We start from the raw sequence: 25,264 nt of genomic DNA on the forward strand, positions 1-25,264 counted from the left end.
TCTGCCGCTCGCGGGCGGTACGGTGCCGTTGGACGTTTGCGATTTTTATCGGAGGCCCCATACATGACGATACAGGAGCTTCGTCAAACGAAACTTGGATTCTGTGCGGGTTTTTTTTGTGTCCATATGCGGACGGAAAGTTGATTTGACATAATAATTATTTATTACTCAACCTATTTAAATATATATAATCATGTTAGCAACAATACTTGCCTGCGTTATCAGTGCGGTGGCTGCCATAGGCGTCTACATTCTGGTAACGAACGTCATATTCAAGAAGAGCCTGAAAAAGAAACGGGAGGCTATTCTCAAAGAGGCGGAGGCCGAAGGAGAGGTCATCAAGAAGGAGAAGATACTTCAGGCCAAGGAGAAGTTCATTCAGCTCAAGAGCGACCACGACCGTGCGGTGAATGAGCGCAACCAGAAGCTCAATCAGCGCGAACAGGGTATCAAGCAGCAGGAGAGCAGTCTGGGGCAGCAGCAGCAGGAACTCGAACGCCGGATGCGCGAGAACGACAAGCTCAAAGAGCAGATGGAGAGCCACATTGCCGTGCTGGAACGGCGGAAGGAGGAGGCCGACCGGATGATAAAGGAACAGAATGTCCGGTTGGAGCAGATAAGCGGCATGAGCAGTGAGGAGGCTAAGAATATCCTGATGGAGAATATGCGCTCCGAAGCGAAGACAGCTGCCATGGCCTATATCAACGAGACCGTCGAGGAGGCGAAGATGAGCGCCAACAAGGAGGCGAAACGGATTGTCGTGCAGACCATCCAGCGGGTGGCGACCGAGACGGCGATTGAGAATTCGGTGACGGTGTTCAACATCGAGAGCGACGAGGTGAAAGGGCGTATCATCGGGCGCGAGGGACGCAATATCCGGGCTCTCGAAGCGGCAACCGGAATCGAAATCATCGTGGACGATACCCCGGAAGCGATTATTCTTTCCGGTTTCGACCCGGTACGCAGGGAGATAGCGCGGCTCGCGCTGCACCAGCTCGTTACCGACGGTCGTATTCATCCGGCCCGCATCGAAGAGGTCGTGGCCAAAGTTCAGAAACAGATAGAGGAAGAGATAGTCGAGGTGGGCAAACGGACCACCATCGACCTCGGCATCCATGGCTTGCATCCGGAACTCATTCGCTTGATAGGCAAGATGAAATACCGCTCGTCATACGGACAGAACCTTTTGCAGCACTCCCGCGAAACGGCCAACCTTTGCGGTATCATGGCCGCCGAACTCGGTCTCAATCCGAAGCTCGCCCGGCGGGCCGGTCTGCTGCACGACATTGGCAAGGTGCCCGATGACGAACCGGAACTGCCGCACGCTATCATCGGTATGAAGCTGGCGGAGAAATACAAGGAGAAACCCGAAGTATGCAACGCCATCGGTTCGCACCATGACGAGATGGAGATGACTTCGCTGATAGCTCCGATTGTGCAGGTATGCGATGCCATTTCGGGTGCACGTCCCGGTGCTCGCCGGGAGGTGGTGGAGTCCTATATCAAGCGACTGAAGGAGATGGAGGATATCGCCATGGCCTATCCGGGTGTGATGAAGACCTATGCGATACAGGCCGGCCGCGAATTGCGTGTCATCGTGGGGAGTGAGAAGATTTCCGACCAGGAGGCCGATGCGCTGTCGCATGATATAGCCAAGAAGATACAGGACGAGATGACCTATCCGGGTCAGGTGAAGATAACCGTGATACGCGAAACGCGTTCGGTAAGTTACGCGAAATAGTCATTGCGGCAAGCCCGGTGGGCTGTCATCGAAAATGGGGTGCGGAAAGTTTTTTCCGTGCCCTTTTCGTATGCGGGGTGCATCGGGGCAGGTCGCTGTTGCGATGTGATTCGTGGAGAGGGTATTCCGTGATACTGTCCGCATTTTGGGTGAATGCAGGGAGCGCCGACCGGGTATCGTTCGGGCGGCGTTTTTCTTGTGCTTTTAGAGAATCGGGACGTGCGTGACGGCTACTTGCGGGAGTTGTCGGATATTCTGGATATTTGCTTCCGGCGAGTCGCAGTACGATTGCCGAGTTGAGCTGCCGCCCGAGGGATGCTTTGCATGCTCTCGACGTTCAATGAATCTATTTTTATATATTTGCTTCAGACGAATCGCTTCGTAACCGTGCACCGGCCCTTTGGACCGACATGCACCGTCGTATTTCAGTGAATATAATTTTCCGTATATTTGTAGAAAATGTGAAAACTGCATCGAACCGACTTCCCCGGTGTACGCCGCCTCGTTTCGTGTCATGTCTACTGGCTGTTAAGTGCCCGAAAATCAAAGTGTCTGGCGTCCGAGGTTGTGGTTTGATGTAGAAAGAGGATGCAATACAACCGACCCGTGATGAGAGTATGGAAATATCCGGTTGTGGTTTGATGTAGAAAGAGGATGCAATACAACACCGAGCTGCAGGTGGAGCGAATAGAGTCGTTGTGGTTTGATGTAGAAAGAGGATGCAATACAACGGAGACGAAACACCGAGATAATCGGCGAGGTTGTGGTTTGATGTAGAAAGAGGATGCAATACAACGGTAATGGAGATGTTTCTACGCCGGTGTAGTTGTGGTTTGATGTAGAAAGAGGATGCAATACAACCTGCTGACGATAATTGATAGCTTGACCGATGTTGTGGTTTGATGTAGAAAGAGGATGCAATACAACCCGGACCACCGGAGACAAACTTGTCCCAATGTTGTGGTTTGATGTAGAAAGAGGATGCAATACAACCATGTCAGGTATAAAAGACATAGGAGTTGGTTGTGGTTTGATGTAGAAAGAGGATGCAATACAACTTTTATAATAAGGTTACGGCGAGACGTCTGTTGTGGTTTGATGTAGAAAGAGGATGCAATACAACGTCTCGGTTTTCAATGCGGATGCTCTGGTGGTTGTGTTTTGTAATTATAAAAATCGCAGTCAAAAATTAAAATATGGTCTTTGCTTGAGAGAGAAACAGATTCCTCTGTAACAGGGATTTAGCAAAATAACAAATCTTGCCTACCGTTTTCCTGAAAACCCGAAATGGCAAAATTTGCTACACATTTGCGAAGAAAACCTTGAAAAATGTCCAGCCAGAATAAAGTCCTGTTGACGATAATGTAGATTGGACTAAGGTAGATTGATATGGACTTAAATCGACTGTTCTCGACACTTGAAAAATCAACAACGCCTCGTCGGATAATTCCCATCAACAGGTAAATTTCAGTAAACGTCAGTCCATATAAGTACATATCAGTCCACCATAGACCAATCGGCCTGCTGAACAATAGTTTTCAGCAGAACGAAACATTAATTTATCATCAGGTCTATGAAGCGGACTAAATCCATCGCTCCCGGTACCGGAAAAGCAGCAAGGAAAAATTTTCCGGGCCCTCACCCCAACAGTCGGCAATTACACACTACCCGCGTTTGCCGTTCCTGCGGTCAGAAATTCTCTGCCGCCACTTCCACCAGCGAATATTGCAGTCGTAAATGCTACCAGCACGACTACTATCAGCGCAACAAACCCCAAATCCTCGACAAACGCAACAAACGGGAACGAGCGGAAGAGCCTGCGATTCCTCCTGTAGATTCGGATATGATTTCCGTGCGGGAAACAGCCCGGCGGCTGGGTATATGCCGTCAAACGATCTACAATCTCGCGGCTAAAGGCATTATCACCATCTACCACGTTACCGGACGTCTTTCGTATGTCAGTTGGAGCGAGGCCTGTGCCACTATCTCCACGCGCACGGCTCCGGCCATACAGCAGAAACCGCGTCGTTCAACGCGGAAGAAACATCCCGAACAACCTGCCGAAACCTCTTCCAAAGCCGCCGTTCCTGCTCCACCCACAGCCGCTAAATGGGCTGCGGCCCAAGAGCTATGCGCACGTTATAACTGGGATACGGCCTATTTGTACCGATTCGTACAGTGCCATCGGATTTCGCGCATCAAAGACGGCCGTTACTCGTTGTACTCCATTCCTCAGATAGAGGCTGTCATTCAGGAAAAACAGACTCAAATCGTTCCGGCAGGTTATATCACCATAGATGATGCGGCCAAGAAATACAGTGTCCCTCCCAGTACGGTGACGTATCGCCTTGCACATTACGGTATCGACACGCAAAAGACGGTTATCGACGGCCGTCGCAAGGTTATTTTTTCCGAAGCGGCTTTCCGACAAGCTACGCAGGGTAAAAAGCATTGATTTACAATTATTTGAAAAACACTAATTTTTGTTTATCTCACTGTGCATTTATAACTTGCATCCTCAAATCGCATCATTATGAAATGTCCTAAAGTCACCCTTCGCAGCCGTCCGATTTCACACGGACGACGTTCATTATACCTCGACTATTACCCGGCGATCAGAATCCCCGATACGATGAAGAAGACCCGTACCGAAACGCTGGGTATCTACGTCTATGCCCGCCCGCGTTCGCAACACGAAAAGTCGCATAATGACGAAATGTACCGCAAAGCGCGTTTGATCGCTTCCACACGCTTGCCGGCCATCATAAACAAACAATACGGCTTTCTCGATACCACACGCGGCAACCGGGATTTTCTGGAATACTTCAGGCAGATAGTAGGCGAACACAACAGCAGCCTGTGGAAAGGCTGCTACAACCATTTCCGGTTTTTCGTCAAAAACTCCTGTATCTGTGCGGAGGTCGATATCGAACTCTGCCGGAAATTCAGAAGCTACCTGCTCTCGGCGCACCAATTCCGGGACCCTACACGCCCGCTGGCACACAGCTCGATTGTCAATTACTATCTGAAATTCCTCAGTCTGCTGCATAATGCCTACCGGGATCATATGATTGAAGAAGATCTGGCAATACAAATGGAATATATTGCACGCAAACCTACACGTCGGGAATTTCTAACGCCGTCCGAACTGCGAACGCTCTCGCAAACGCCCTGCGAGATCCACGTCTTGAAACGGGCAAGCCTTTTCTCCTGTGAAACGGGCCTGCGACTGAGTGACGTGTTGGCTTTGAAATGGGAGGATATCGTACCCAACCTGGAAGGCAACGGTTATAACATGCGCATACGCACAGTCAAAACCGACGAAGAGGGATTGCTTCCTTTGAGCGATACGGCGTTACAGCTCTGCGGACCGCGCAGTACAGGTACGGTATTCAAGGGTTTTACACGCTCGATGACCGACCGTCCGCTCAAACGATGGCTTGAGGATGCGGGCATTACCAAACGCATCACGTTCCACTGTTTTCGCCACACCTACGCCGTTCTGCAATTAGCCAGCGGCACGAATATTTACACCCTCAGCAAAATGATGCTGCACAAGAGTATTCGCTCGACGGAAATTTATCTGGATCTGCTTGAGGAAACGAAGCTCGAAACCGTCGGACGTATCAGTATCTATATCGACCCGGAGATGTTCGACGAATAATCCGTACCTTATATATTAATGTATTAAAAGTATAAATCTATGGAAAGCAATGAAGAGATGAAAAGCCTGAGAGTTACCTATGACACGTTGCCTGCCGCCATCACATGAATTATCGATGAATTGCAGGAAATCCGTGTAATGCTCGCTTCCGTGCAGCCGCCTGCTCCGGGGCGTCGGCCGATTCTGATCGACGATGCCTGCCGGCTTCTCGGCAAGGCCAAACAGACGGTATATGCCCTGGCGTGTCGCGGCGAAATTCCCAACTATAAACAGGGTCGCACCGTCTATTTCTTCGAAGACGAGCTGCTCGAATGGATTGCCTCGGGCAAAGTCAAAACCAACGAAGAACTTCGCAAAGAAGCCGAACGCGCTTTATATAAAGGCACACGGCGTTAAAGGCTCCGTAAACGTAAGGAAACCCGACGAGGGGTACCGGACGGCAGATTCTGCCGTCCGGTATTTTTTCGTCACGGAAAAAGTTCTTTAAGCCATCGATAGCTTAAAAAATCCTTTGCCGGCAACAACGCATTTTCGCAGCAACAAAACTGCAATCGAAAATGACGGAAATGGAACAGCGACTGGCGGCCCTCGAACAAAAGTGCGACCGCATACTGGAGCAACTATCGGCGCTCCTTGCCGAAATTCAGGCGTTGCATCCGGAAGTAAAATCCCCGGACAAGCACGTTAAAGAGGCCGACGATACTGTTCTGGACTACTTAGATGTATGTCAGATACTCCACATCAGCATCAGACAGCTCAGACGGCTTCAGCAGTCAGGCGACCTGCAGGGATTCAAGAACGGTCGCCGCAGATACTATCTGTCATCTGAGATTTCAGCTTATCTGAAAACCAAATCCAATTACAAAAATCATTGAAGCTATGGCAAAAGAAAAGAAGTACATGCTTATTGAGGAAGAAACTTTGCGTGAAATGCTGCAGACTCGTTTCCAGCAAACCTATGCGCTTGTTCTGCTTTCACACATCTGTCTGAAACACAATTTAGATACTTCGCTTACGATGGCGGAGATAAGCGGCGTGCTGCAGCTCTCCGGCCGTCAGGTGGACGATGCCCGCAAACGCTGTCAGCTCCGGTTTCTCGGAATCGGCGGCGGACGATTGTACAGTGCCTATGATATAGCGATGCTGGCGGCTCGGTTACACCGCAAGCGGGCCATGACTCCTCTGCGTGACATTCCCCGATACGTCCGCAATCCGCAACCGGAAAAACAAACGACGGGAGCGATGAACACTGGTCCGGATATGTTGCAGGGCTTAACCGACCAAAGATAGGCACGCGGCCTTTTCCTCTCAAAATATTACGGCACGAATCGTACCCTCCATGCGTCGGGCGATTTGTGCCGTAATATTTTGCACCGGGGGCCTGGCGTGCCCTCGTTCTTAGTCGGTTAAGCCCTGCAACACATCCATGACCGGTGTGTAGAGGGAACAGTATAAACACGCAAAACAATAGAACACTTATCACTGATGGAATCAGACGATTTCCGCAAGGCCGATGTCAATAACATGTCCGTATCGTTCACGGAGTGCTGCATCAACCGAGTTACATTCTAAAATTCAAGATTATGCACGGCAAGATTTTTCAAATTACCAAAACACGGGTAGCCGAAGATTGCTGCCTGAACGAGACCACGCTCATGCAAGGCGGCGATAGTTTCTTCGACTATTGTGCAGAGATTGACGACAAGCAACGCAAATTCCATATCGAGAACTTGGTAAACAGCGTTCTGCCCGAAGGTATGTTCGAACTTATTTCCGAAGATACCATACGCTACAATGGCGGGGCTGAACAATGGAGAGAGGCTTTCGTCAACGACATCCGGTGCAGGGCGGAAATCATTACCCCCGACAGCGTACAAGAGTGGATCGGCCCGGTCTATCGACTCGAAAAGTTCCTGAAAAACCCGCTCGATACCGCCTACTGGTTCTACATGGACGAAGAGGGAGTGCAAGCCTACGCCGAACAATCCTACGAGTTCCTGCGGCAGGTATGTGAATATGAACCCGGCACGCTGCTTTACATCGGCGGTGTTATCGACTATCATTTTTAACCGACAAATACAGAACAATGAAAGGCTTTATTCTGTATAAGGGCGATGCATGGTTATCGACAGCCTCGCTGCGACTGGTCGCGGTATTTACCCAAGCGGCTTCGCTCGGCAAGTTTCTGAAGGAATTGGCCCAAGCCGAGAATCTGTCCGAAAAAGAGCTGGAGCGTTTGATCCGCTGCAAACAGACACAGGGCCGGACGACCAACTACCTGATAGAATATCAGGATTTCGATCCGGAATACGAACAACTAAGACATGAAATATCATAATAGACATTTATGCCACGCTATTCATTTTATCAGGATACCAAAGTAGAAACATGGGAACGCAGTCATTTCGATGTGACGGCAAACTCTTACGAAGAGGCTGTCGCAATCGTCAAGGCGTTTAAGGACAGCGATGTCGATAATCATCAGGACGAGGAATATATAGAGTTCGGGATATTTGAATCCATATATGAAACCTCGCAAAAGATCGAGCCCCTGCCGGGAGCCAGTCCGACCATCATGATTTTCAATGAGGACACCGGCATGCCTGTTGTCGATAACAGGAAACCGGCGGAAAACAACTGCCCAAACGATAAGGAACATGCCATCCCCGAAAGCTGCGATTTCGAAACCGATATACGGAGTCTGCGAAACAGCATACTCACCGCTATCAAAAACATCTTTCTGCAATCCGGACTCTCCCGAATCGAGTTGACTTCTGCGACCGAAGAAGTACAAGTGGTTTGGTGGGACAACCACAGGTACACTCATGAAAGTCCGGTCGAAGCGATCTGCTTCGACGGCGGTGAACTGTCGTTGCAGCTCTCGGACGAGGACGGAGAATCTATTACGTTGTGGGAGGACAGCGATTTCGCGTTCGAACATCCCGCATGGCTCAACGGCATATTGAACAGCCTGAAAGAAGCTACCGAACAATCGTAAAGCCAGCAGGCTCCCTTTAACCGGGAGCCTGCTCTGTCAATACCCGACACATGAATAAATGCCGGAGTTAAAGATACTCGGTAAAGCGAATCACATTAAATTACGAAGACGAATATGTTTACGACACTAAACAGCTACAAGGCAAGTCTGATAAGAAGACTCGCTGCAATACGGGATTGGAATATCGTATTGCCGCAGGTAGTGCACTTGTTACCGGAACATTCTGCGGTATGTTCGCCGGTTATCCTTTGTGATATCATGCAAAATAAATGCAAAATCATGACCTCGTTGTCGGGCGAAACAGAACAACGGGACCTGCAGGCATTTTGCATCGAAGACCTCGAAAGAGTATATGATTTATATGCGGCAGCGAAGACGGTTCCCGAAAGAAGCGTATTCGTATGGAGCGAAGCCTTACTGCCGCGCAATGCGTCCGATGACGACATAATCGCGGCCTTCGAAAAACATGCCGACGATACATCGCTGATTGCCCAATATGCGCCCGATGAATTTGCCGCTCTGTTCAACGATGGAGAAATCCCTTCTTACGAGAAGTGTCATATGCGCTTTATAAAATGCCCGCTGTAATGGGAGGGTACACATTCTCCACAAGATAAGATATGTGGCAATAAATTTGTTGACAATCATATATTTTGTATTTTTGTTCACAAACAAAACGCAATATGGCATCTATTGAAATCAAAAATGTCGGCCCCCTGGCCGATACCGGACAAATAGATTTAGGCCGTTTCAATGTCATCATCGGCAAACAGAGCACGGGCAAAAGTACCTTTATGAAAATACTGTGCTTCTGTCAATGGCTGGAGAAGAAGATTATGACAGGTGATGATAAGCAACTGATATATAACTATACGCATTATCACCGATTCCTAAAAGAATTAAGACAGTTCCATCGTTTTCCGAACCATTACTTTACACCCCAAAGCCTGATTTCTTATTCCGGAGAAGCTGTTACAATCGAATTGCAGGGTAACAAGAATGTAAAAATCGGTCGTCAACCTGACCTCGAAAATATTCGTCATAACACGAAATTGAGTTTCATTCCTTCGGAGCGAAATTTAGCAACGGCGTTAAAGAATGTGGATCGCGTCTACAAATCCTATGAACTCGATGTTTTATTCAACCATCTGTTCGAATGGGATGAAGCTCGGGAAAATTACACGGAGGAACATCCAGTTGAATTGAATATCATTGGAAATATGGATTATTATTACGACCCTAATCAGGGAGATGTGATCCATTTAAAAGACAAGCGGAGGAAGATTTCTCCATTCTATGTTTCCAGCGGTGTGCAGTCCGTATTGCCTATCGTTGCAATGACGCACTATTTTACCGGTCCGATATTTGTCAGAGGTGTGGATTTAAGTAAAAATGATGTAGCGGCTTTGTTCCGCAAACTTTCTCAGATGCCTGTAAAAGAATCACAGGACGCCGATTTTTTACTGAATAAGCTTGCCAATATCTACACCTATCAGAATACCCGTTTGTTCATCGAGGAACCCGAACAAAACCTTTTTCCCGAATCGCAGCAGGCCCTGATAAACTTCATTGTGGAAAGAATAAATGCAGCTACCCGCCAAACCGGAAAGCCGAGTTCCGTTGTCATCACGACACACAGCCCTTATATCATCACGGCTTTCAACGTATTGCTGAAAGCGGCCCGGGCAGAGAAAATCGATGCTGATGCCACATACAAAGTCGTACCTAAAAATGCGATCATCCCTTTCAGCGACATTCGTGCGTTTTACATAACGGACGAAGGTACGCTGTCGAATATTCTGGACGAAGAGGTGCAAATGATCGGCGGAATGGAACTCGACCATGCCTCGGATATCGTAGAAGACAAATTATCCCTGTTGAACGACGTGATTTATGGTCAAGCAGAATAATGATATTTGTACCGAGTTGCTTGCCGTCCACGCACCGGAACAGGAACTGAAAGTACGTAAGAGCATATCTACGTCTGAAAAAGGCGTACGTTACACGGCAACTGTGAATCCTGAACGCGAAACGGTCGTATTTCAAGTAGATGGATGCATTATCTGTGATGGCGATAAATGCGATAAACTGGTCTTATCCAAAAATCCAGCTGATACGAAGATGTGGATCGGTCATTTTGTCGAACTGAAACATTCCGATGTGGAACACGCCATCGACCAGCTCGAAGCTACCATACGACATACCGTGTTCAAGCACCCCTCGCTGACCAGAAAATATGCAAGGATCGTTGCGACCAGATTTCCTGCCAATAACGGTAATACACCCTTTGAGAGGGCGCGTGAAAGATTTGCTGATAAATACCGATGCAACCTTAAAAGACTTAAACCGAATCAACCGGACAGCATTTAATTATCGGCGAAAAAACGATTGTGCTGCCCCGACCAAAATACTTTGGTCGGGGCTATTATCATCTATCGACCAGTAACGTTCGATAGAATGATAATTGTGCTCTTTACGTTGATTCGGTAATGACGAGTCAATTCATGCTTATTTTTCGACCATGTATGCCAAGCTTCGGAACAGAGCGTAAGAGTACGCTTTCAGCCGAAGTCCCTTAACACACAGGCAAAGGTATTCCGTGTTCTTTCGACCGAACAAGGTCAAGCCCTCCGGTTTTCGGAAAAAACCATCCTCGGCCCGAGGGCCTGCGGTCTTTTCTCCGAAAACCTTGTACGGTCGGAACACGACACTTTGCAGCCTGTGTATTAAGGGACTTCGGCCTCAGGGCCGGAATATTGAATTTATTAAACTCAAGTTATTATGGAAAACACGTACACCATCGAAACCTTGCTGCTATGCGATGCAGCGTACAACAACAGATACGGACCGACACCGCACTCCCCGGATTTGAAACCGTAATACGAAATATCTGTTCAGCAGCGACGACCATCCGGCCGTCGCTACTGTTTTACATAAGCATTAATATTCATTCAATTTACCTTAAATCAAATTAAAACCATGAAAAAACAAGTTAAGAAGACGGTTAAGACCGCTTCGAACAAACAAACCGCCGATGCAGCCGTTGCCGCTTCGACTTCTCTGGTGCCGTTCCAGGCTATGCTTCTGAATCTCGACTTGGAAAAGATCGTCCCCAGCAAGCTGAATCCCCGCGGGGAGATTGCCGAGGCGCCGCTGGCCGAGCTGACAGACAGTATTCTCCGTTATGGTGTTCAGACACCTATCAAAGTGCGTCCCATAGACAACGACCGATACGAAATCGTATATGGGGAACGTCGGTACCGGGCGTCGCTGGCTGCCGGCAAGCCCTGTATTCCGGCCTACATACAGTCCATGACCGACGAGGAAGCTGAGATTTGTGCCGTGACGGAGAATATGCAGCGTGCCGACTTCTCCCCGTTCGAAGAGGCGGCGATTTTCCGTCGTTACGCCGAGGAAAAAGACTGGAGCATCGCCCGTATCGCGGAGACTTTTTCCAAATCGGAAACCTATATCCGCAAACGGCTCAACCTGACCTGCCTCATAGAACCGTTCGCCGATCTGTTGCGTCGCAACGACATTTCGCTGGAGGTGGCTTTCGAATTGGCGAAATACGACGAGCAGGTACAGACGGAAGTTTATACGGAACATTTTGCCGGCAAGGAGTGGGGTTCGTGGATAGGAATCAAAGCCAAAGACCTTGCAAAAAGACTTTACGAACGCTATGCGTGCAAACTCGAAAGGTATTCGTTCGACAAGTCCGACTGCGAAACGTGCCAGTATAATACGCTCAACCAGACCCTTTTCAGGGATTGCGCCGAGGATTGCGGAGCGTGCCAGAACAAGGAGTGTCTGGAGGCCAAAAATGCGGCCTATGTGCTCGACCGATGTATCGAATCGGCACAGGCAGACCCTTACCTGCAACTGGCGATCAACAGTGAGAGTAACCCGAAAGTCGTCGAAGCACTGTCGGTAAAAGGATACGAATTGACGGAACTCGATATTCCCGAATGGAAAATGGAACAGGAACCTCAAATGCCCGAACGACTTGTGCTCGACAGAGAGGACTACGAAGACGACGATGATTTCGTAAACGAGCAGGAGTGGTACAACCAAAACTATGAACAGGAATTGCAGGAGTACAACGAAACAGTCGAATACTTAAAGTGCAGAGTGGCCGAAGGTCGAATCTGGAAATATGCCGTCATCGGCTACTCGTCGATCAAAATTTTCTACCGTATAATCGCCGACAAACCTGCGGAAAATAACGATACCGCAACCGAAGTCGGCACTGAATTGCAAGCTCCGACCGCCAAGCTGGAAGCAAAGGACAACCGCAACAGGGAGATCTGTTACGAACATACTACGAGTGATTTGAAACAGCTCCTGCGGTGCAAAAAAGAGGACTTTCCGCAGACGCCTCTGACCGACCGGGAGCGACTGTTCTTTACCTATGCGTTGCTCGCCGACATTTCCGGAACTTCCGAATCGCCACTCGAACTGGGACGCTATCCTTCGCAGCAGCAGCGGTTGGAGTATGCCGAAAGCATCACTCCCGAGCAGCAGACCGCCCTCACACGTATGGTTATCATGTCCTACTTTGAAAAGATCCGCGAAAACGGCGTAACGGATGAAACCCCCGATGTACAACTGCTTTCCGAATTTACCGACCTGCACTGGCCGGAACAGAGCAAGGCGATTCAAGAGAAACATCGTAGCATCTACGACAAACGTCATGCAAGTCTGCAACAGCGTATCGAGGCTATCCAAAAGGAAGCGGAATTGCTTCAACTGCGCAAGCAGGCTGCCGCCCGCGCATTACCCACAACAACCGTGTCACAGGACGGCATTACGGTAGATCCAACAACCGGAGAAATCATAGATGGCGTAGAAGAAGTGCAGGCGGTAGAAGTCATCGACACGGTTGCAGAGGCTGACCGCACACTGAAGGCTCTGCCCGCTGCGACAGCGGAAAGCGACACAGAGGAATCCGCGCAGCAAACGACCGAAGCCGGGCGAAGCGAAGAACAGCCGGCAGATTATCCGCAGACGCCGGAGCCGGAGATCGAGGAGCCTGCGGAAGAACAGAGTCCACAATGGATGGAAGACGAACCGGAATCGGAACAGGGACCTGAAACCGGGGAGCCGGCTTCGGCACCTTATGCTCTGCCGGACCTGCTGTCGAAATCCGACGATACGAAGCAGGCCGCATAATCGGCAGGCTGGACGGACCGCTCTCTGCCAGAGCAGAGAGCGGTCTTTTCTCAAAAACGGTTTGCGGAAATCGGCTCTCAAGCGCATTGTACCTCGATTTTTTAGCGGAGGAGCGGAAATTCCCGTTTATGGCCGATATGCTTTGCCATGGGTGATACGTTCCTCTGTTCCGGGCGGAAATCCCAAGTCCGGCCGGTTGCTCATTTATCTGCCTAATATTATGTCTTATCATCCCTTGTGGCCCGACTTCACGCTCCGCCACGACGACCCTGCGGCATTGGCCGTACCCACGCAGGAGCTGCTGAAAATCATTCGGGCGCTCATGACCCTCAATCAGACAGGGACATGCACCGCTTTTTACGAATACTATGCCCATGTGGGCATCTTCGAGATTACCCTGTTCGAAGGGCGATGGAATTACAGGAAGAAACCCATCGCTCGCTACAACATCGATTGCCGTAACGACCCGTTGCTGGACGAAGATACGCAAATGCCGGTTAATGCCGAACGGTTGATCGAAAACATGATATTGCAGGTGCAGTAAAACCTTCAGCGATTATTCGTGCCTCTGTTATGAAATAAGAAAACATCGACACAATAGCGATAATTCTTTCAAATGCGATTTCGTATTATCGCATCAAAAAGCAAATAAGCCGTATTTTTATCCACTATCTGATATTTTTTCTTTTTACGAGCATAATTCTTTGATTCGTTCTTTGTTTTGTGAAATAATTTACATACATTTGAAATAGGATAAACCGCATCGTGACGATACGGCGGATTATCGGAACGGATTCTTTCGATGTGTGGAATTTCGAGGTTATGACAGGCCCGGTATCATGGTAATCTGATGGATGTGCAGCGTGCAATACCACAAGATTATCAATATCGGAAGCCAACGGCGGAGAGCGCTCCGCCACATCATTAATCTTAAAATTACACTGACATGAAAAAGACTACTATCGGTATGGTCCTGTTGTGTGCCATACTCCTCGGCAGTTGTACGAAAGAGGCCGAAATGAAGAACGAGGCGCTGCCTCAAAACACGGAAACGACTATGGATGCGTTCAAGCCGATGACTTTCGAGCAGACCCGCGCCCTGGTGGGCGAAGTGCTGGGCAGCGATGTGGCCGAGCGCATCGAGCCGACGAGCCGTTATGTGCGGGTGTTCTTCCCTAATGTGGACCGTCTGTTAGAGGAAATCCGCAAGGAGGGTCTGATTTATTCGTCCTTACCGGCTCCCGGTATCGAGATTACGCCCGTGACTGTGCAGGAGGGACGGCCGGAGCCTGTGTACACGGTATTGGAAGGTGACGCGCAACTTCCCGACGACGTGGAATACGAAGTGCTGGCCGAGTTCTTTGCACCGGGCGACCCGCAATCGGGACTGACCCCCGACGAAGCTCTTACGGTAGAAGCGGCTATGAATACGACGACACGGGTAGCGACTAACTGGAAACCGTCGGGACGAGTCGAATACCGGGATGAATTGACCGGAGAATATTATCCAATAGAGGGCTTACGGGTCGTTATATTCGGTTACTCCTCCTCCATGCAAATGATACAGGAAACCGTTCGGACCGATACGGACGGTAACTTCACGGCGACGAAAACATACGCGGCTCTGCCCGGTACCGCCTCGATCCAATGGCAGGACATCAAATGGAGTATTCTCAGCAACAGTTCCAGCCTTGCCAGTACGGGACAAGTAATAGACCCGAATACTATGCCTCGCTGGAATTGCATTATCTCGTCGACTAAAAGCGTGAGCTACGATTATGCTACGGCTCATTTGGCAGCGAAATACATGAACAAGAACGGTTACAGCGTGACAGGCGGTACGGTGCAAATCTGCTGTCTGGATGAAGCGGTACCTTCAGGCAGTGATGATAGATTCCTGCCGGATCCGTATGATGCTACTGTTATGAAAGTCTTGGTCTACTGTCAGGACAAAACCCCACTGGATATTATGGCAACGGTCCTTCGCGAAATGGGGAAAGCGGTACAGTGGCTTAAAATCAATGCGAAGAATAATGATTACATCCATTATTCGCGTGTCATAACCGAAAGTTGGGGCGAGTTTACCAAATGGTATTTTCTCGATGAATATTACAAGGAATTGGATGCTCTTTATAAGTTGCACGTTTACGACGACCTTTACTCTCCGTGGTATCCCAAGCCTGACGACCTGAATATACAGTTGTGGTATTACAACCCGACGAAATCACCATACGACCAATGCAGGACTCCGATGTTCATAGACCTGTGGGACAACTGCAATCAAAGTGAATTGGACGAGAATATCACCACTGCTACCGCGAAATATCCGGTCGATGCGGTGAATCTCAAGGTTAATGCGGATATTTCCGATCTTGCCGCTTGGTCTGTATCGTGTAAGAAGGTCGAGGCCGTAGAAGCGTTAAGTATTTCCACTGTCCCGGAACAAAGCAACAATATAAGGACGCTGATGACTCTTTACAAAGAGTTGGAGAGTACTTTATAGACGAATATAGTTCAACCTAAACCTACCTGATTATGAAAGCACGTGTCTATTTATCGTTAGGAGCCTTGCTCCTGTTCTTGGCCCCACTGGGCTGTTCCGACAAAGCGGAAAGTCCGGCACCGGAAGCTCCGCCGGAAGAACAGCCCACGCCGGAGCCGGAACCAGAAAAGCCGGAGTTCGTGGATGCGAATAAGTCGATGGAGGAATATATGAAAACAGAAGATCCAGACTGTTATTACACTTATTTCCGAATGCAGAATGCCAGTCAGGAGAATGTGATTTTTTTCATTTCAACAAAAATGAGTGCGAGCGGTCAGCAGATCGTAATCGCACCGGGAGAACAAGGGACTTGGGGGCAGACGATGGAGAAAATGCCGTGGATTGACGACAACGATGTGTTGGCGAAAAATCTGGATGCGTTGGGATTCGTTGAATTGTATTTCAATCCTGACTTGGAAGGAAGATTAAGCGGAATCTGTTGGCTGGAATTAGATACGTGCGCTCAATACTCTTTCTTCGAGCCAATGACCGAATCGCAACGCGGCACACCGCGCGATCAGTCGGCATGGGTGCTCGAAGAGTTCCCCGACCGCCCGAACGCCGTCCGTTGGACCTACCGGATTACCGACAAGGACTATAAGGAAGCCGTACGTCAGACGCTCGAACGATGGGCCGACCGGGACGAGGAAGAGAAGGAATGAAACTCTTGAATTTTGTGTATGAAACAAGGGCAGAAACATGTGTTTCTGCCCTTGTTATTGTTTTTCGGCTCGACCGGATTATGCAAGTTTCCGCAAAACATATTCATCGAACCACTCCGGAACGCTTTCCTTCAATACGGACAAAGAACCGCTTTCTGCATCGTATTCCGCGAGCATCCGCCACTGCGCAGCACTATTATCGAAGAAATAGGCCCTGTCGCACAGCTTGAGGCAATCGTAAACGTTTTCCAACGATTTGGTATAACGGCGTATGATTTTTTCACGCGGCACATCGTGCCCTCCCAACTGTACCCGCTGAGCTACACGACCGATATTGATTTCGACATCCTGTGTCGATACGAAATACAGGTAAATACGATAACCGGACTGTTTGGCAAGACGAATATAATCCATTTTACGCACATCCGACATCACCGTTTCAATCGTGAATTGCCGGACGATATTCAGCATGTTGAAACGCAGAAAATCCGCAATAAAAGCAGCAAAGTAAGAATCGACCGATTCACGAGGAACATGCAGTACATTGTTTTCGACCGTAAGCCGGCTGATAATATCTTTTCCACTGCGCGATTTGTCGTAGAACCCCGATGTCCGGAATGCCTCCTTCAAGCTATCTTCCTGGGGAAGAATCGTATAATAATCGAAAGACAAACATCCCGTTTCGGAGAGACTTTTATATATCTCGTCTGCATTGACGAAATATTTGCACCCGACTTTCTTATCGACAGCAGAAAATATAGTCGATTTCCCCGAACCGTTCGGCCCGGCAAAAATGCGAAGACGTTTCTTGGACATGAGTATCGGGAATTACTGTACGGTATAACACCGTTTGCGGACCTTCACTTCGGGCGCGACCTTGCCTATCTCGATACGTGTATTATCCGCTTGAATTTTGTAAATGATGCCGTCTTGCACGACGGTAATGGCTACTCCGTTCTCCTTTGCCAATGCGATTCCCGGATTCGGCGTCCGGTTAATCAGGGCCGCAAACGTCGATTCGTCCTCAATCTGAGCATCATCTTTGGTTTGTTGCTCGAAAAAGGAAGACAGTTTGGTTATAAGTTTTTGTTTGGCCATAGAATGTTTTAATATACAAAAGTATGCAATTATTTTTACTTCTGCAATTTCCATACCTGTTCGGGTAGAAACTCTTTATTATCAAAACGACGGAAAGCCGTTTATGGTATTACTGGCAACGAAATTCTGTAATACGAGGGCCTCAAGCCTGCGAAGAAGTCCATTTGTCAGACGCTCGAACGGCGGGCCGACCGGGACGAGGAAGAGAAGTAACCGATTACGCTCTGAATAAATAGAGCCGCAATAGCTATTGCGGCTCTATTATTTTTCCCTGGCTCACAATCCGACCTTCAGATAGGAGTCCCGGCGTCCGAGGTACATATTGCGGTACACTTCTTTCAGTTCGTCGGACAGGTAGGAGTTCCGAATCAGCCTGTCCAGCAAGGAATACGAGGCGCAGAATCGGTCCAGCTCCCGGCGTACCGTCTTCTCGGGAAGTCCCAGTCGTTTCCCGAACTCCGTAAAGGTCGCGCCGCCAATCATCCCAAAAGGCGTATGGGCGACAGCATCGCCTCTCAATAATCCTCTGTCGAGCGCGAAAATCCGGTCATCGACGTGCAGCTTAGTGTTTATTAGGTCGTATGCCGGAGCCAGCCGGAAATCACCCGATTCGGTTTCCAATACCGAAAAGTTTTTCAGGTGTGCATCGCCGTTGCAGACAAGGAAGTTGAACACGACCAGATCGAAGAATTTCAGCATCTCGACCCTCCACGCAGGCAGGTATCTGCGAATTAGGTCGCCGCACTCTTCGTAGGTCAGCACATCGTATTTGTAGTTCTGGCCTCCGTTCTGTGCGGTCAGTCCTGCCAGCGACGCGAAATCCTCTTTGCGGCGTTTCGTACCGTCCGGCTTGACGTCGAAACGTTTTACGATGTAGGCCGCTTCGCCGCCTTGGAAGAAGCACAATCCGTTCTCGGCCGTCTCGATACCGAACACCTGTGCGGCTATCTGCATCGTCAGATTTTCGTTCGCCGCACCGTACAGACGGTTGCGGAAATCGCTCAACTTCGGTTTGAGGATATAACGACCCTGTTCGCCCTCTTCGGTCAGGCGCAGCCTGCCGTCCCGGACGACCATCGAGTATTTCGGCTGCACGCCGGAGAGCGAAATCCGCTCCTGATTGTGCATGAACTCCTCCTGCGTCGCAGGCTGGCTGTCGTCGTCGATGGGCGCATAGTCCAAATAGGGCGATACCGTCCGGCCGTCGAACAGACGTCGGCTCGCTACGGGAGAATAGGTGTCGTAACCCTCGCTCAATGTCGAGGGACATATCGTAATCGGATTCATTGTCGTCATAAAGGCTTAACGGTTACGGCTCCGGCGACATCGGTCTGCGCCGTTGCCAGCAGAATGCCGAAATGGTCGTTCTCGTCGATATGCAGCAACCGGGACTGCACGGCGCGATTGCGTCCTTCAGAGAGCATATTGCTGAAAAACGGGAAAAGATAAGGCGACCAATACTCCTGCTGTGTCTTGGGCAGCGTCAGGCTGACGGCAGGCATCGCTGCGTCCGCATAATAAGCGTCTTCATACCGGAACAGATACTCTGTTGTTGACACTTCGGTTATCACTCCGGCCGGAATGCCGTTCATATAAACCATCCCTTGCCTCATAATTTATCGCTGTTTTTGATGCCTACCCGCAGTTCCAGCCCCAGCGTGTCGAGAATCCGTTCCAGCACGTCGAGCGAAGGATTTCCTTCGTTGCGTTCGATCTTCGTAAGCGTATTGATTCCTACGCCCGCCAGCTCCGCCAGCGTGCGCTGGGTAATCTTCAGCATCTTGCGACGCTCCTTGATTGCATTGCCGATAGTCATTACAAAATCCCTTTATATTGTGATTTCAGTGCAAATATAATGCAATTCTTTGGAATAATAATCATAAATCACAATAAATGGTGATTTGTGCTATACTGCACGATAGATCCGCCATAGAACCGGCATGCACATCATGCATTCTCTGCCGGCTTAACTTATTTGTCATTTTTATTGGAAAAACGAGAATTTCCGCTATTTTATATTTTATTGCTTTTTAATAAGTTTGTGTATAACTTCGGGGTGTAGATGATTGATGGCAGTACGGGTTAGCCCCCACTGATGTCAGTGCCCCCAACCTGAACATTCGTAATCCGTACTGCCTTGCTTTGCAACAGAATAAAATAAAGGCCGGGAAGCAAATCCCGGCCTTTATTCGTTCCCAGAGTCTCTTGGTACGTTTTGCGGGATTATTGTACCGGATAGACGTAGCCCAATAACTCCATCGTCTTATAGGTCCGGACTTCATTCCCGACCGTCTGCGTTCCGTTCAGTTGCTGCAGACTCAAATAGCGGCAGTTCGATTTCGTCGCTCCCAGCGAGGTTTTCACGGTCATAGCTACCGAATAGAGCGGTACTGTTCCCGGCTGTTGCTCCGACAATACGTAAAACGCCAATACGCTGGGAAGTCCGCTTATATAGTTCGGACGTCCCGGTACGATGGCGTTATCGACGAGCAGACTGCCGGGAAGCGGACTATAAGCGTCGTATTCTCCGTAAGTCATTCTGTAAATAGGTTTCATTATGTCGGCATACGGATGGCTTTGCGTAACGGCGTGACTGAATGTCCGGAAATTGTAGGAATCAGCCAATGCGACATAGTTCTGCAGCACTCGGATGAACGTCCTGTTATGCATTTGATGGACGATATCGCCGTTTAGCTTACCTCCATAGGCTTGGACCAAGTAAATACCCGGTGCTTGGTATTCACTGGTAGGGTTGCCTTCGGCCGGGACGGTTATATTCTTGTAAACGGTTTTTTCGATACCATCGAAATCGAGTATCGCAGTCAGCCTGAATGTTCCGAAAGTGTGGAACAACAGTTTTAACGATTTGGGCGCATTGAGGTCTGTGCCGCCTTGCAGATTCACTTTATCCGACCCATCTACCCAATTACCGCTATCGTCCTGGTATTCCAACTCCCACTTTTTGAAAAACCGGAAATCATCCATCGTGTATTGGGACATGACTCCCAAACGTGGAGTGTTCGGTCCGGATATTGCCGGTAGCGGCCTGACCGTAATGTTTCGTGATACAGTGTAGGTATTTGTCATATCCGGTAATTGAATCTCGGCACTGACCGTATAAGTCGCTGTCCTGTTGAACACGAAAACAGCACTGGTTTGAGTTGTTGATTGGGTTCTAAACTCAGATGGAGTAATAGTCCACTTTACAACATGTGCACGAATATTTGTCCTCATAAGACGTTGTAATGCAAACTCTACCGGAATACCGATATAAGCTGTATATTCATCATCCGTTGTGCGTAGAGATTCTGTGGCAAGATTGAAATCCCATACATTATAAGGATGGTCAAACAGGTAATTGATGACCCAATCATACGTTTTCCGCATTGAAAGAGCGTTCGTGCGTAGATCTGCAAAGTCTTTATTGTGACAATCGACGAAAAGGTGTTCAAGGTCTTGCATCGTAAAACCATTGCTAAGAAGAGCTTCCCCAATGCCGGTATATTCTTCAGAATAGTCTGGACGATACCTTACGGGGTCGCTGTTCGGATAAACTTCCCGCAGAAAATAAAATTGGACTGCACGAGCATAACTTTCCGTAACTGCTTTATCTACCATATCTATGGTAAAAAAACCTCGTGTCCAATGAGAGGCGTGTCCCAACTCATGGAAGGTTGTTCCTATGATGGCATATCTATTACGGTATGAATCGGCAGTTTCCAATCCGCTTATCCGTACAGGATTGGCAAGGCTTCCGAAAAAACTATACCAAGTATAATGCATACCATATTTTCCACGATGTTGGTCCCAAAACACGGCTATTCGATATTTCCCGTTTGCAACCGGCCTCGTAATAGTGTTCTGAACATAAAATATATGGTATGCGGCCCAATATACCGCAGCGAAAGCCGATACCCGTTTATCATCGCTGGTGATTGTATATAGCCATTGACTTTTGGAATTTTCCGGACCGTATGCGATAGCCGCTCCCGTATGGTGTTCCAATATTTTGAACCTGTTGTTTTTGAACTTGACCTCGTAATCTACCCGATTCCTAAATTTACCTCCCCAGCCTTCGGGTATTGCGACATAGCCTCGCTCATCCGTCTGGCCGGTTCCGATATTGACAAACGTATTGACACGTACCGTCACATTCTTGAGCGGCAGTTTCTCATGGGTCAGGTCGTCCTCGTAAAGAATGCATGCCGAAGGAGTCCACCCGGCAGCGGGTGAAGGTCCGTCATCGGTATCTATCCCGGCATTCTTCATAGACAGATTCAGCACGGCATCGTAAAGGGAGTCGTCTATTTGGGAGGAACCCGTACTGCCGCCGCCGATTATCCGGGTCGAAGGACCGGATGCTGCACTCGCTCCCGAGAGCACGGTTCCTCCCTGCATATAAATCTCCTGAAGGATCTGTTTGGGCATCTCTGTCGGATAACGGAAATTCTTCGGAACGACCGTATAATACCACTTTTTCCCGTTTACGATATCGGTGGCATAAAAACTCCGCTCCGCATTGTTCAGCATACGGTCCAGCGGATAGGTAAACATCTCCAGCCCCAGACTGTCTTCGAGAATGTAGTAATCCAGGCTGTCCCGAACCTCGAAACGGACGTATTCGTGTGTGGCATAGACTGGCCGGGGCTGGATGTTCATGACCTTGCAATACTGTATCATGGCAGCCTTCATATTATCGACGGAATAGGGATTGTCCGTATTGGCGATTCCGGCGCTTTCGCGCAGTGCGGCAGCATTTACGGCAGCCCGCGTCGTCGGTGCCTCGTCCAGCATCGCCTCTTCATCGAATTGGGTACAGGCAAAGCACAGAAAAAGAAATATCGGCAGAAAGAGTCTGTATCTTTTCATCGTGATATGAATTTTGGGTAATTAAACAAGGTTAGTTTACAGGAGGAAGGAAGACGATGATTGCCGGGAGCAAGTTTTCATTTTACATCATCCCAGTCCGACCGGTGTTGAGTGGCAGGCACAAACCGGAACTCTTCCATACCCACACGATGATAGTTAAATATACAGAAAATTATCATAAAAACAAAGCGGAGCGACAAAATATCGCTCCGCCTGTCGTATAAAAGTCTAAGAATGTTATTCTATCGGCTCTCCGTCCTTGAAATAATCGTCGGTAAAGACATATTCGTAATGGCGGACGGTTTCACTCTCGGAAGTAAGTGTATAAGTTTCCAGCATTAATAAACTATCATCCGCACTTCCGTCATCGAAAACTTTTATCTGACCGTTGTGAACCAACAAATAAACATCAGGGCTATTCAGCCAGAGGAAAGGCATACAAAAAGTATCACTCGTAAGATGTACCGTATTGCTTTCACCAGATGGTATAGTGATGGTCTTATACAACTCGTCGGGATTGACAACTTCATCAACCCATGCGTCGCCGTAATAGCATTCAATCGTAATGGCGGAAGAGGTGTTATTGATATATGTATAGTAGGTATCATGTACTCGTTCGCTTGAACTACAAGAAAAGTTCAGTAAACATATACATCCGACAATCGTAAAGAATATTCTTTTTTTCATGCGTTTATGTGTTAAGGTTAATGGTTCCGTCTTTTATTGTTAGACGCAAAGCGTTGCCGTTTCGTTGCATCGTCGCTGCGAAATCTTCCAAAATATCTTCCAATTATAAAGATACGAAAAACTCCGACACCTTCCTGCCTGCACCGGTAAAAATTGCCGTAAATTCTGTCTTTAATGCAATTTTGCGGCACTCGGCACAGCCGACCCCCTGAAACATCGGCAGCAGAAGAATGAAGGCCGGGAATTTGCTTCCCAGCCTTCGTTCGTTTCTACGGGGGTCTCTCTCCCGGCTACAATTTTTCGTATTTAGCATATACGACGGTCAGTGTCGCCGAAGGTTTGCAAAGGTACTGCACTTCGGTCGAGAGCCTCGTTCGGTAAGCGGCATCGGCATACCAGCCGGCGAACCGCATCCCTGCACTGTACTGCGGGGCCCGCAGGGTGCATCCGTTTTCGTAACAGGCGATGCGTAAGGTTCCGTCTTCCTGGCGCAGGTAGTACGGAGCGCCGGTCACCGTGAGCGCTTCGTCGCCGTAAGGCACGGCCCGAATCTCGTTGGCCAGCATGTGCCGGAAGGTGTAGGTCTTGCGGAATCCTCCGTCATCGACCAGCAGTACGTCGTACTCTATCCATCCGTTCGCCTCGGTCACGACGGGCGGATCGTAGATTACCGGCAGGGAGTTTGGGCCGTTTTGATTCCACAGGGCGATCGTCCCGGTCTGTCCGTGAGGATTGGTGTTGAACTTGAAACAGGATGCCACGCCTTCCCGGAGCGTCACCGTGCCGCTTATCTTGCGCCCGGCCGTATTCCCGGCAATGTCGAAATGCAGATTCCACGCCTTCGAGGGGATGCAATAGCCGGAGAGTGCTGCGTCGGAGTTCTCCAAATCGTCGTACACGTCGAGCGTGTAGCACTGCACGCGGGTGTCCACCTCGCTCTCGCCCTCGATGGTGATGTCGAGCGAATAGCGGGTATTGCGGCGGACGTTGAAATCCGTCGTGTTGTTCTCCCCGAGATATACCCGGTATTCAAGTACCTTGTTTTCCCGCACGGCCCGAATCATCAAATACGTCGCATACTGCGGTGCATGGTCGGCATCCTTCAGCCGCTGGTCGGTAACGGAGGCGACGGTTCCCTGACAGTTCTGCGGCATGTACAGTTCATCCGTATAGCGTCCTTGTCCGTCCATTACGATACTCCGGTTGCTGGAAACATATTCGTCTTCCTGCGCCGAAGGAGCCGTATCGCCGAAAATTGCTCCGCGCCGGGGTATGTTGCAGACTTGCAGCGACACGATCTCCATACCTTTCATGGCAGGAGCTGCGGAAATGCTGTATGTCACTTGAGCCATATCCCTTTCGAGTTCCAGCGGCGGCAGCGTCACCCGATTGCCCGGCTGCTGCTCGATTTGAAGCTCCCGCATCGCCGACATGGGCAGGCTCCGAAGCCCGACCATAAAGTTTACCGTCCTGTCAGTAACTTGCGCATACTGCAATTCCCCCAGGTCGGCATAGGCATTGGCGATGACATAGAGTTCGTAGTTTCCCGGAACGCAATTAAATTCCAGCTCCATAGACGTAAGATAGCTGTGCAGAACCAGCTCTCGGGAGTAGGCATCGAAAAGATAGACGTTCAGGTCGTTTACCGTGTCTTCATCCGCCGCGCGTGTTACGCACTCCATCTGCCCGGCCTGTACGGGCATAACTACCCGTACCTGCCCTTCGGGGATGTTCCGCTCCCCGGCGGGCTGTATCTCGCGCGAGCAGGCGGCACATCCCGCAGCGACGAGGCCGCAAAGAATAATCATTGATTTGAGTTTCATCGGAAGTC

General features: G+C 49.2%; 24 protein-coding genes and 1 CRISPR repeat array. Of the genes, 16 read left to right on the forward strand and 8 right to left on the reverse strand.

What is annotated here, in order from left to right:
* The first annotated feature begins 193 nt into the window (after positions 1–193).
* The 16 genes from rny (at position 194) to BQ5361_RS00665 (ending at position 16,779) form a co-directional block, all read left to right on the forward strand.
* Positions 194–1,741 carry a ribonuclease Y gene (rny, locus tag BQ5361_RS00580; RefSeq protein ID WP_022063201.1) on the forward strand — a complete coding sequence of 516 codons (1,548 nt, stop codon included), beginning with the start codon at positions 194–196 and terminating at the stop codon, positions 1,739–1,741.
* Between the two features lie 564 nt (positions 1,742–2,305).
* Positions 2,306–2,864: direct repeats of the CRISPR family, unit length 36 nt; unit sequence GTTGTGGTTTGATGTAGAAAGAGGATGCAATACAAC.
* A 450-nt stretch (positions 2,865–3,314) separates the two neighbouring features.
* Positions 3,315–4,196, forward strand: coding sequence for a helix-turn-helix domain-containing protein (locus tag BQ5361_RS00590; protein WP_143047440.1), 882 nt, complete (start codon positions 3,315–3,317; stop codon positions 4,194–4,196).
* Positions 4,197–4,274: 78 nt separating this feature from the next.
* Entirely contained in the window at positions 4,275–5,405 is a 1,131-nt protein-coding gene (locus tag BQ5361_RS00595; RefSeq protein ID WP_052131110.1) for a site-specific integrase, read from the forward strand.
* 138 nt (positions 5,406–5,543) lie between these two features.
* The gene (locus BQ5361_RS00600) at positions 5,544–5,801 is read left to right on the forward strand and encodes a helix-turn-helix domain-containing protein (protein WP_083389204.1); all 258 of its coding nucleotides are present in this window, start codon (positions 5,544–5,546) and stop codon (positions 5,799–5,801) included.
* 170 nt (positions 5,802–5,971) lie between these two features.
* On the forward strand, positions 5,972–6,280 hold the full coding sequence (locus BQ5361_RS00605) for a helix-turn-helix domain-containing protein (RefSeq protein WP_035474042.1): 309 nt from the start codon (positions 5,972–5,974) through the stop codon (positions 6,278–6,280).
* A 4-nt stretch (positions 6,281–6,284) separates the two neighbouring features.
* Entirely contained in the window at positions 6,285–6,695 is a 411-nt protein-coding gene (locus BQ5361_RS00610; protein WP_035474039.1) for a hypothetical protein, read from the forward strand.
* A gap of 293 nt (positions 6,696–6,988) precedes the next feature.
* Entirely contained in the window at positions 6,989–7,474 is a 486-nt protein-coding gene (locus tag BQ5361_RS00615) for a hypothetical protein (RefSeq protein ID WP_035474038.1), read from the forward strand.
* A gap of 17 nt (positions 7,475–7,491) precedes the next feature.
* The gene (locus BQ5361_RS00620) at positions 7,492–7,743 is read left to right on the forward strand and encodes a hypothetical protein (protein WP_035474036.1); all 252 of its coding nucleotides are present in this window, start codon (positions 7,492–7,494) and stop codon (positions 7,741–7,743) included.
* A 9-nt stretch (positions 7,744–7,752) separates the two neighbouring features.
* Positions 7,753–8,403 (forward strand): hypothetical protein, encoded by a 651-nt coding sequence (locus BQ5361_RS00625; protein WP_052131108.1) that lies wholly within the window; start codon positions 7,753–7,755, stop codon positions 8,401–8,403.
* Positions 8,404–8,517: 114 nt separating this feature from the next.
* A complete protein-coding gene (locus BQ5361_RS10725; RefSeq protein ID WP_161940409.1) occupies positions 8,518–8,991 on the forward strand; it encodes a hypothetical protein in 474 nt (157 codons plus the stop codon).
* Positions 8,992–9,086: 95 nt separating this feature from the next.
* Positions 9,087–10,313 (forward strand): AAA family ATPase, encoded by a 1,227-nt coding sequence (locus BQ5361_RS00635; protein WP_035474032.1) that lies wholly within the window; start codon positions 9,087–9,089, stop codon positions 10,311–10,313.
* Entirely contained in the window at positions 10,297–10,773 is a 477-nt protein-coding gene (locus BQ5361_RS00640) for a hypothetical protein (RefSeq protein WP_035474030.1), read from the forward strand. The genes BQ5361_RS00635 and BQ5361_RS00640 overlap by 17 nt, the downstream gene beginning before the upstream one ends.
* A 609-nt stretch (positions 10,774–11,382) precedes the next feature.
* Positions 11,383–13,575 carry a ParB/RepB/Spo0J family partition protein gene (locus tag BQ5361_RS00650; RefSeq protein WP_035474025.1) on the forward strand — a complete coding sequence of 731 codons (2,193 nt, stop codon included), beginning with the start codon at positions 11,383–11,385 and terminating at the stop codon, positions 13,573–13,575.
* A 220-nt stretch (positions 13,576–13,795) separates the two neighbouring features.
* Complete coding sequence (locus BQ5361_RS00655; protein WP_143047441.1) at positions 13,796–14,119, forward strand: hypothetical protein; 324 nt, start codon at positions 13,796–13,798, stop codon at positions 14,117–14,119.
* A 402-nt stretch (positions 14,120–14,521) separates the two neighbouring features.
* Positions 14,522–16,078: a hypothetical protein gene (locus tag BQ5361_RS00660; protein ID WP_035474021.1), complete on the forward strand. Its 1,557-nt coding sequence runs from the start codon at positions 14,522–14,524 to the stop codon at positions 16,076–16,078.
* Positions 16,079–16,110: 32 nt separating this feature from the next.
* Positions 16,111–16,779, forward strand: coding sequence for a hypothetical protein (locus tag BQ5361_RS00665; RefSeq protein ID WP_035474019.1), 669 nt, complete (start codon positions 16,111–16,113; stop codon positions 16,777–16,779).
* A 78-nt stretch (positions 16,780–16,857) separates the two neighbouring features.
* Here BQ5361_RS00665 and BQ5361_RS00670 read toward each other — a convergent pair whose 3' ends face one another.
* From BQ5361_RS00670 to BQ5361_RS00700, 8 genes are all read right to left on the reverse strand, one after another.
* Positions 16,858–17,451: an ATPase gene (locus BQ5361_RS00670; protein WP_154822328.1), complete on the reverse strand. Its 594-nt coding sequence runs from the start codon at positions 17,449–17,451 to the stop codon at positions 16,858–16,860.
* A gap of 156 nt (positions 17,452–17,607) precedes the next feature.
* Positions 17,608–17,877, reverse strand: coding sequence for a hypothetical protein (locus BQ5361_RS00675; protein WP_154822325.1), 270 nt, complete (start codon positions 17,875–17,877; stop codon positions 17,608–17,610).
* Between the two features lie 276 nt (positions 17,878–18,153).
* Complete coding sequence (locus tag BQ5361_RS00680) at positions 18,154–19,164, reverse strand: type II toxin-antitoxin system HipA family toxin (protein WP_071424861.1); 1,011 nt, start codon at positions 19,162–19,164, stop codon at positions 18,154–18,156.
* A gap of 5 nt (positions 19,165–19,169) precedes the next feature.
* Entirely contained in the window at positions 19,170–19,490 is a 321-nt protein-coding gene (locus BQ5361_RS00685; protein WP_035474680.1) for a HipA N-terminal domain-containing protein, read from the reverse strand.
* Positions 19,487–19,693 carry a helix-turn-helix domain-containing protein gene (locus BQ5361_RS00690; RefSeq protein WP_035474678.1) on the reverse strand — a complete coding sequence of 69 codons (207 nt, stop codon included), beginning with the start codon at positions 19,691–19,693 and terminating at the stop codon, positions 19,487–19,489. Before BQ5361_RS00690 ends, BQ5361_RS00685 begins: the two co-directional genes overlap by 4 nt.
* A 407-nt stretch (positions 19,694–20,100) precedes the next feature.
* Positions 20,101–22,746, reverse strand: coding sequence for a hypothetical protein (locus BQ5361_RS00695; RefSeq protein ID WP_035474545.1), 2,646 nt, complete (start codon positions 22,744–22,746; stop codon positions 20,101–20,103).
* 237 nt (positions 22,747–22,983) lie between these two features.
* Positions 22,984–23,433 carry a hypothetical protein gene (locus BQ5361_RS10455; RefSeq protein ID WP_143047443.1) on the reverse strand — a complete coding sequence of 150 codons (450 nt, stop codon included), beginning with the start codon at positions 23,431–23,433 and terminating at the stop codon, positions 22,984–22,986.
* A gap of 290 nt (positions 23,434–23,723) precedes the next feature.
* Positions 23,724–25,256, reverse strand: a complete 1,533-nt coding sequence (locus tag BQ5361_RS00700; protein WP_083389205.1) for a DUF4906 domain-containing protein — start codon at positions 25,254–25,256, stop codon at positions 23,724–23,726.
* Positions 25,257–25,264: the final 8 nt, after the last annotated feature.

This window comes from Tidjanibacter massiliensis, from assembly GCF_900104605.1.
Taxonomy (GTDB): Bacteria; Bacteroidota; Bacteroidia; order Bacteroidales; family Rikenellaceae; genus Tidjanibacter; species Tidjanibacter inops.

Bases quoted from the DNA above. Each gene is read 5' to 3' on its own strand.
- rny (WP_022063201.1), top strand. From the start codon at position 194: ATGTTAGCAACAATACTTGCCTGCGTTATCAGTGCGGTGGCTGCCATA.
- BQ5361_RS00590 (WP_143047440.1), top strand. From the start codon at position 3,315: ATGAAGCGGACTAAATCCATCGCTCCCGGTACCGGAAAAGCAGCAAGG.
- BQ5361_RS00595 (WP_052131110.1), top strand. From the start codon at position 4,275: ATGAAATGTCCTAAAGTCACCCTTCGCAGCCGTCCGATTTCACACGGA.
- BQ5361_RS00600 (WP_083389204.1), top strand. From the start codon at position 5,544: ATGCTCGCTTCCGTGCAGCCGCCTGCTCCGGGGCGTCGGCCGATTCTG.
- BQ5361_RS00605 (WP_035474042.1), top strand. From the start codon at position 5,972: ATGGAACAGCGACTGGCGGCCCTCGAACAAAAGTGCGACCGCATACTG.
- BQ5361_RS00610 (WP_035474039.1), top strand. From the start codon at position 6,285: ATGGCAAAAGAAAAGAAGTACATGCTTATTGAGGAAGAAACTTTGCGT.
- BQ5361_RS00615 (WP_035474038.1), top strand. From the start codon at position 6,989: ATGCACGGCAAGATTTTTCAAATTACCAAAACACGGGTAGCCGAAGAT.
- BQ5361_RS00620 (WP_035474036.1), top strand. From the start codon at position 7,492: ATGAAAGGCTTTATTCTGTATAAGGGCGATGCATGGTTATCGACAGCC.
- BQ5361_RS00625 (WP_052131108.1), top strand. From the start codon at position 7,753: ATGCCACGCTATTCATTTTATCAGGATACCAAAGTAGAAACATGGGAA.
- BQ5361_RS10725 (WP_161940409.1), top strand. From the start codon at position 8,518: ATGTTTACGACACTAAACAGCTACAAGGCAAGTCTGATAAGAAGACTC.
- BQ5361_RS00635 (WP_035474032.1), top strand. From the start codon at position 9,087: ATGGCATCTATTGAAATCAAAAATGTCGGCCCCCTGGCCGATACCGGA.
- BQ5361_RS00640 (WP_035474030.1), top strand. From the start codon at position 10,297: ATGGTCAAGCAGAATAATGATATTTGTACCGAGTTGCTTGCCGTCCAC.
- BQ5361_RS00650 (WP_035474025.1), top strand. From the start codon at position 11,383: ATGAAAAAACAAGTTAAGAAGACGGTTAAGACCGCTTCGAACAAACAA.
- BQ5361_RS00655 (WP_143047441.1), top strand. From the start codon at position 13,796: ATGTCTTATCATCCCTTGTGGCCCGACTTCACGCTCCGCCACGACGAC.
- BQ5361_RS00660 (WP_035474021.1), top strand. From the start codon at position 14,522: ATGAAAAAGACTACTATCGGTATGGTCCTGTTGTGTGCCATACTCCTC.
- BQ5361_RS00665 (WP_035474019.1), top strand. From the start codon at position 16,111: ATGAAAGCACGTGTCTATTTATCGTTAGGAGCCTTGCTCCTGTTCTTG.
- BQ5361_RS00675 (WP_154822325.1), bottom strand. From the start codon at position 17,877: ATGGCCAAACAAAAACTTATAACCAAACTGTCTTCCTTTTTCGAGCAA.
- BQ5361_RS00680 (WP_071424861.1), bottom strand. From the start codon at position 19,164: ATGAATCCGATTACGATATGTCCCTCGACATTGAGCGAGGGTTACGAC.
- BQ5361_RS00685 (WP_035474680.1), bottom strand. From the start codon at position 19,490: ATGAGGCAAGGGATGGTTTATATGAACGGCATTCCGGCCGGAGTGATA.
- BQ5361_RS00690 (WP_035474678.1), bottom strand. From the start codon at position 19,693: ATGACTATCGGCAATGCAATCAAGGAGCGTCGCAAGATGCTGAAGATT.
- BQ5361_RS00695 (WP_035474545.1), bottom strand. From the start codon at position 22,746: ATGAAAAGATACAGACTCTTTCTGCCGATATTTCTTTTTCTGTGCTTT.
- BQ5361_RS10455 (WP_143047443.1), bottom strand. From the start codon at position 23,433: ATGAAAAAAAGAATATTCTTTACGATTGTCGGATGTATATGTTTACTG.
- BQ5361_RS00700 (WP_083389205.1), bottom strand. From the start codon at position 25,256: ATGAAACTCAAATCAATGATTATTCTTTGCGGCCTCGTCGCTGCGGGA.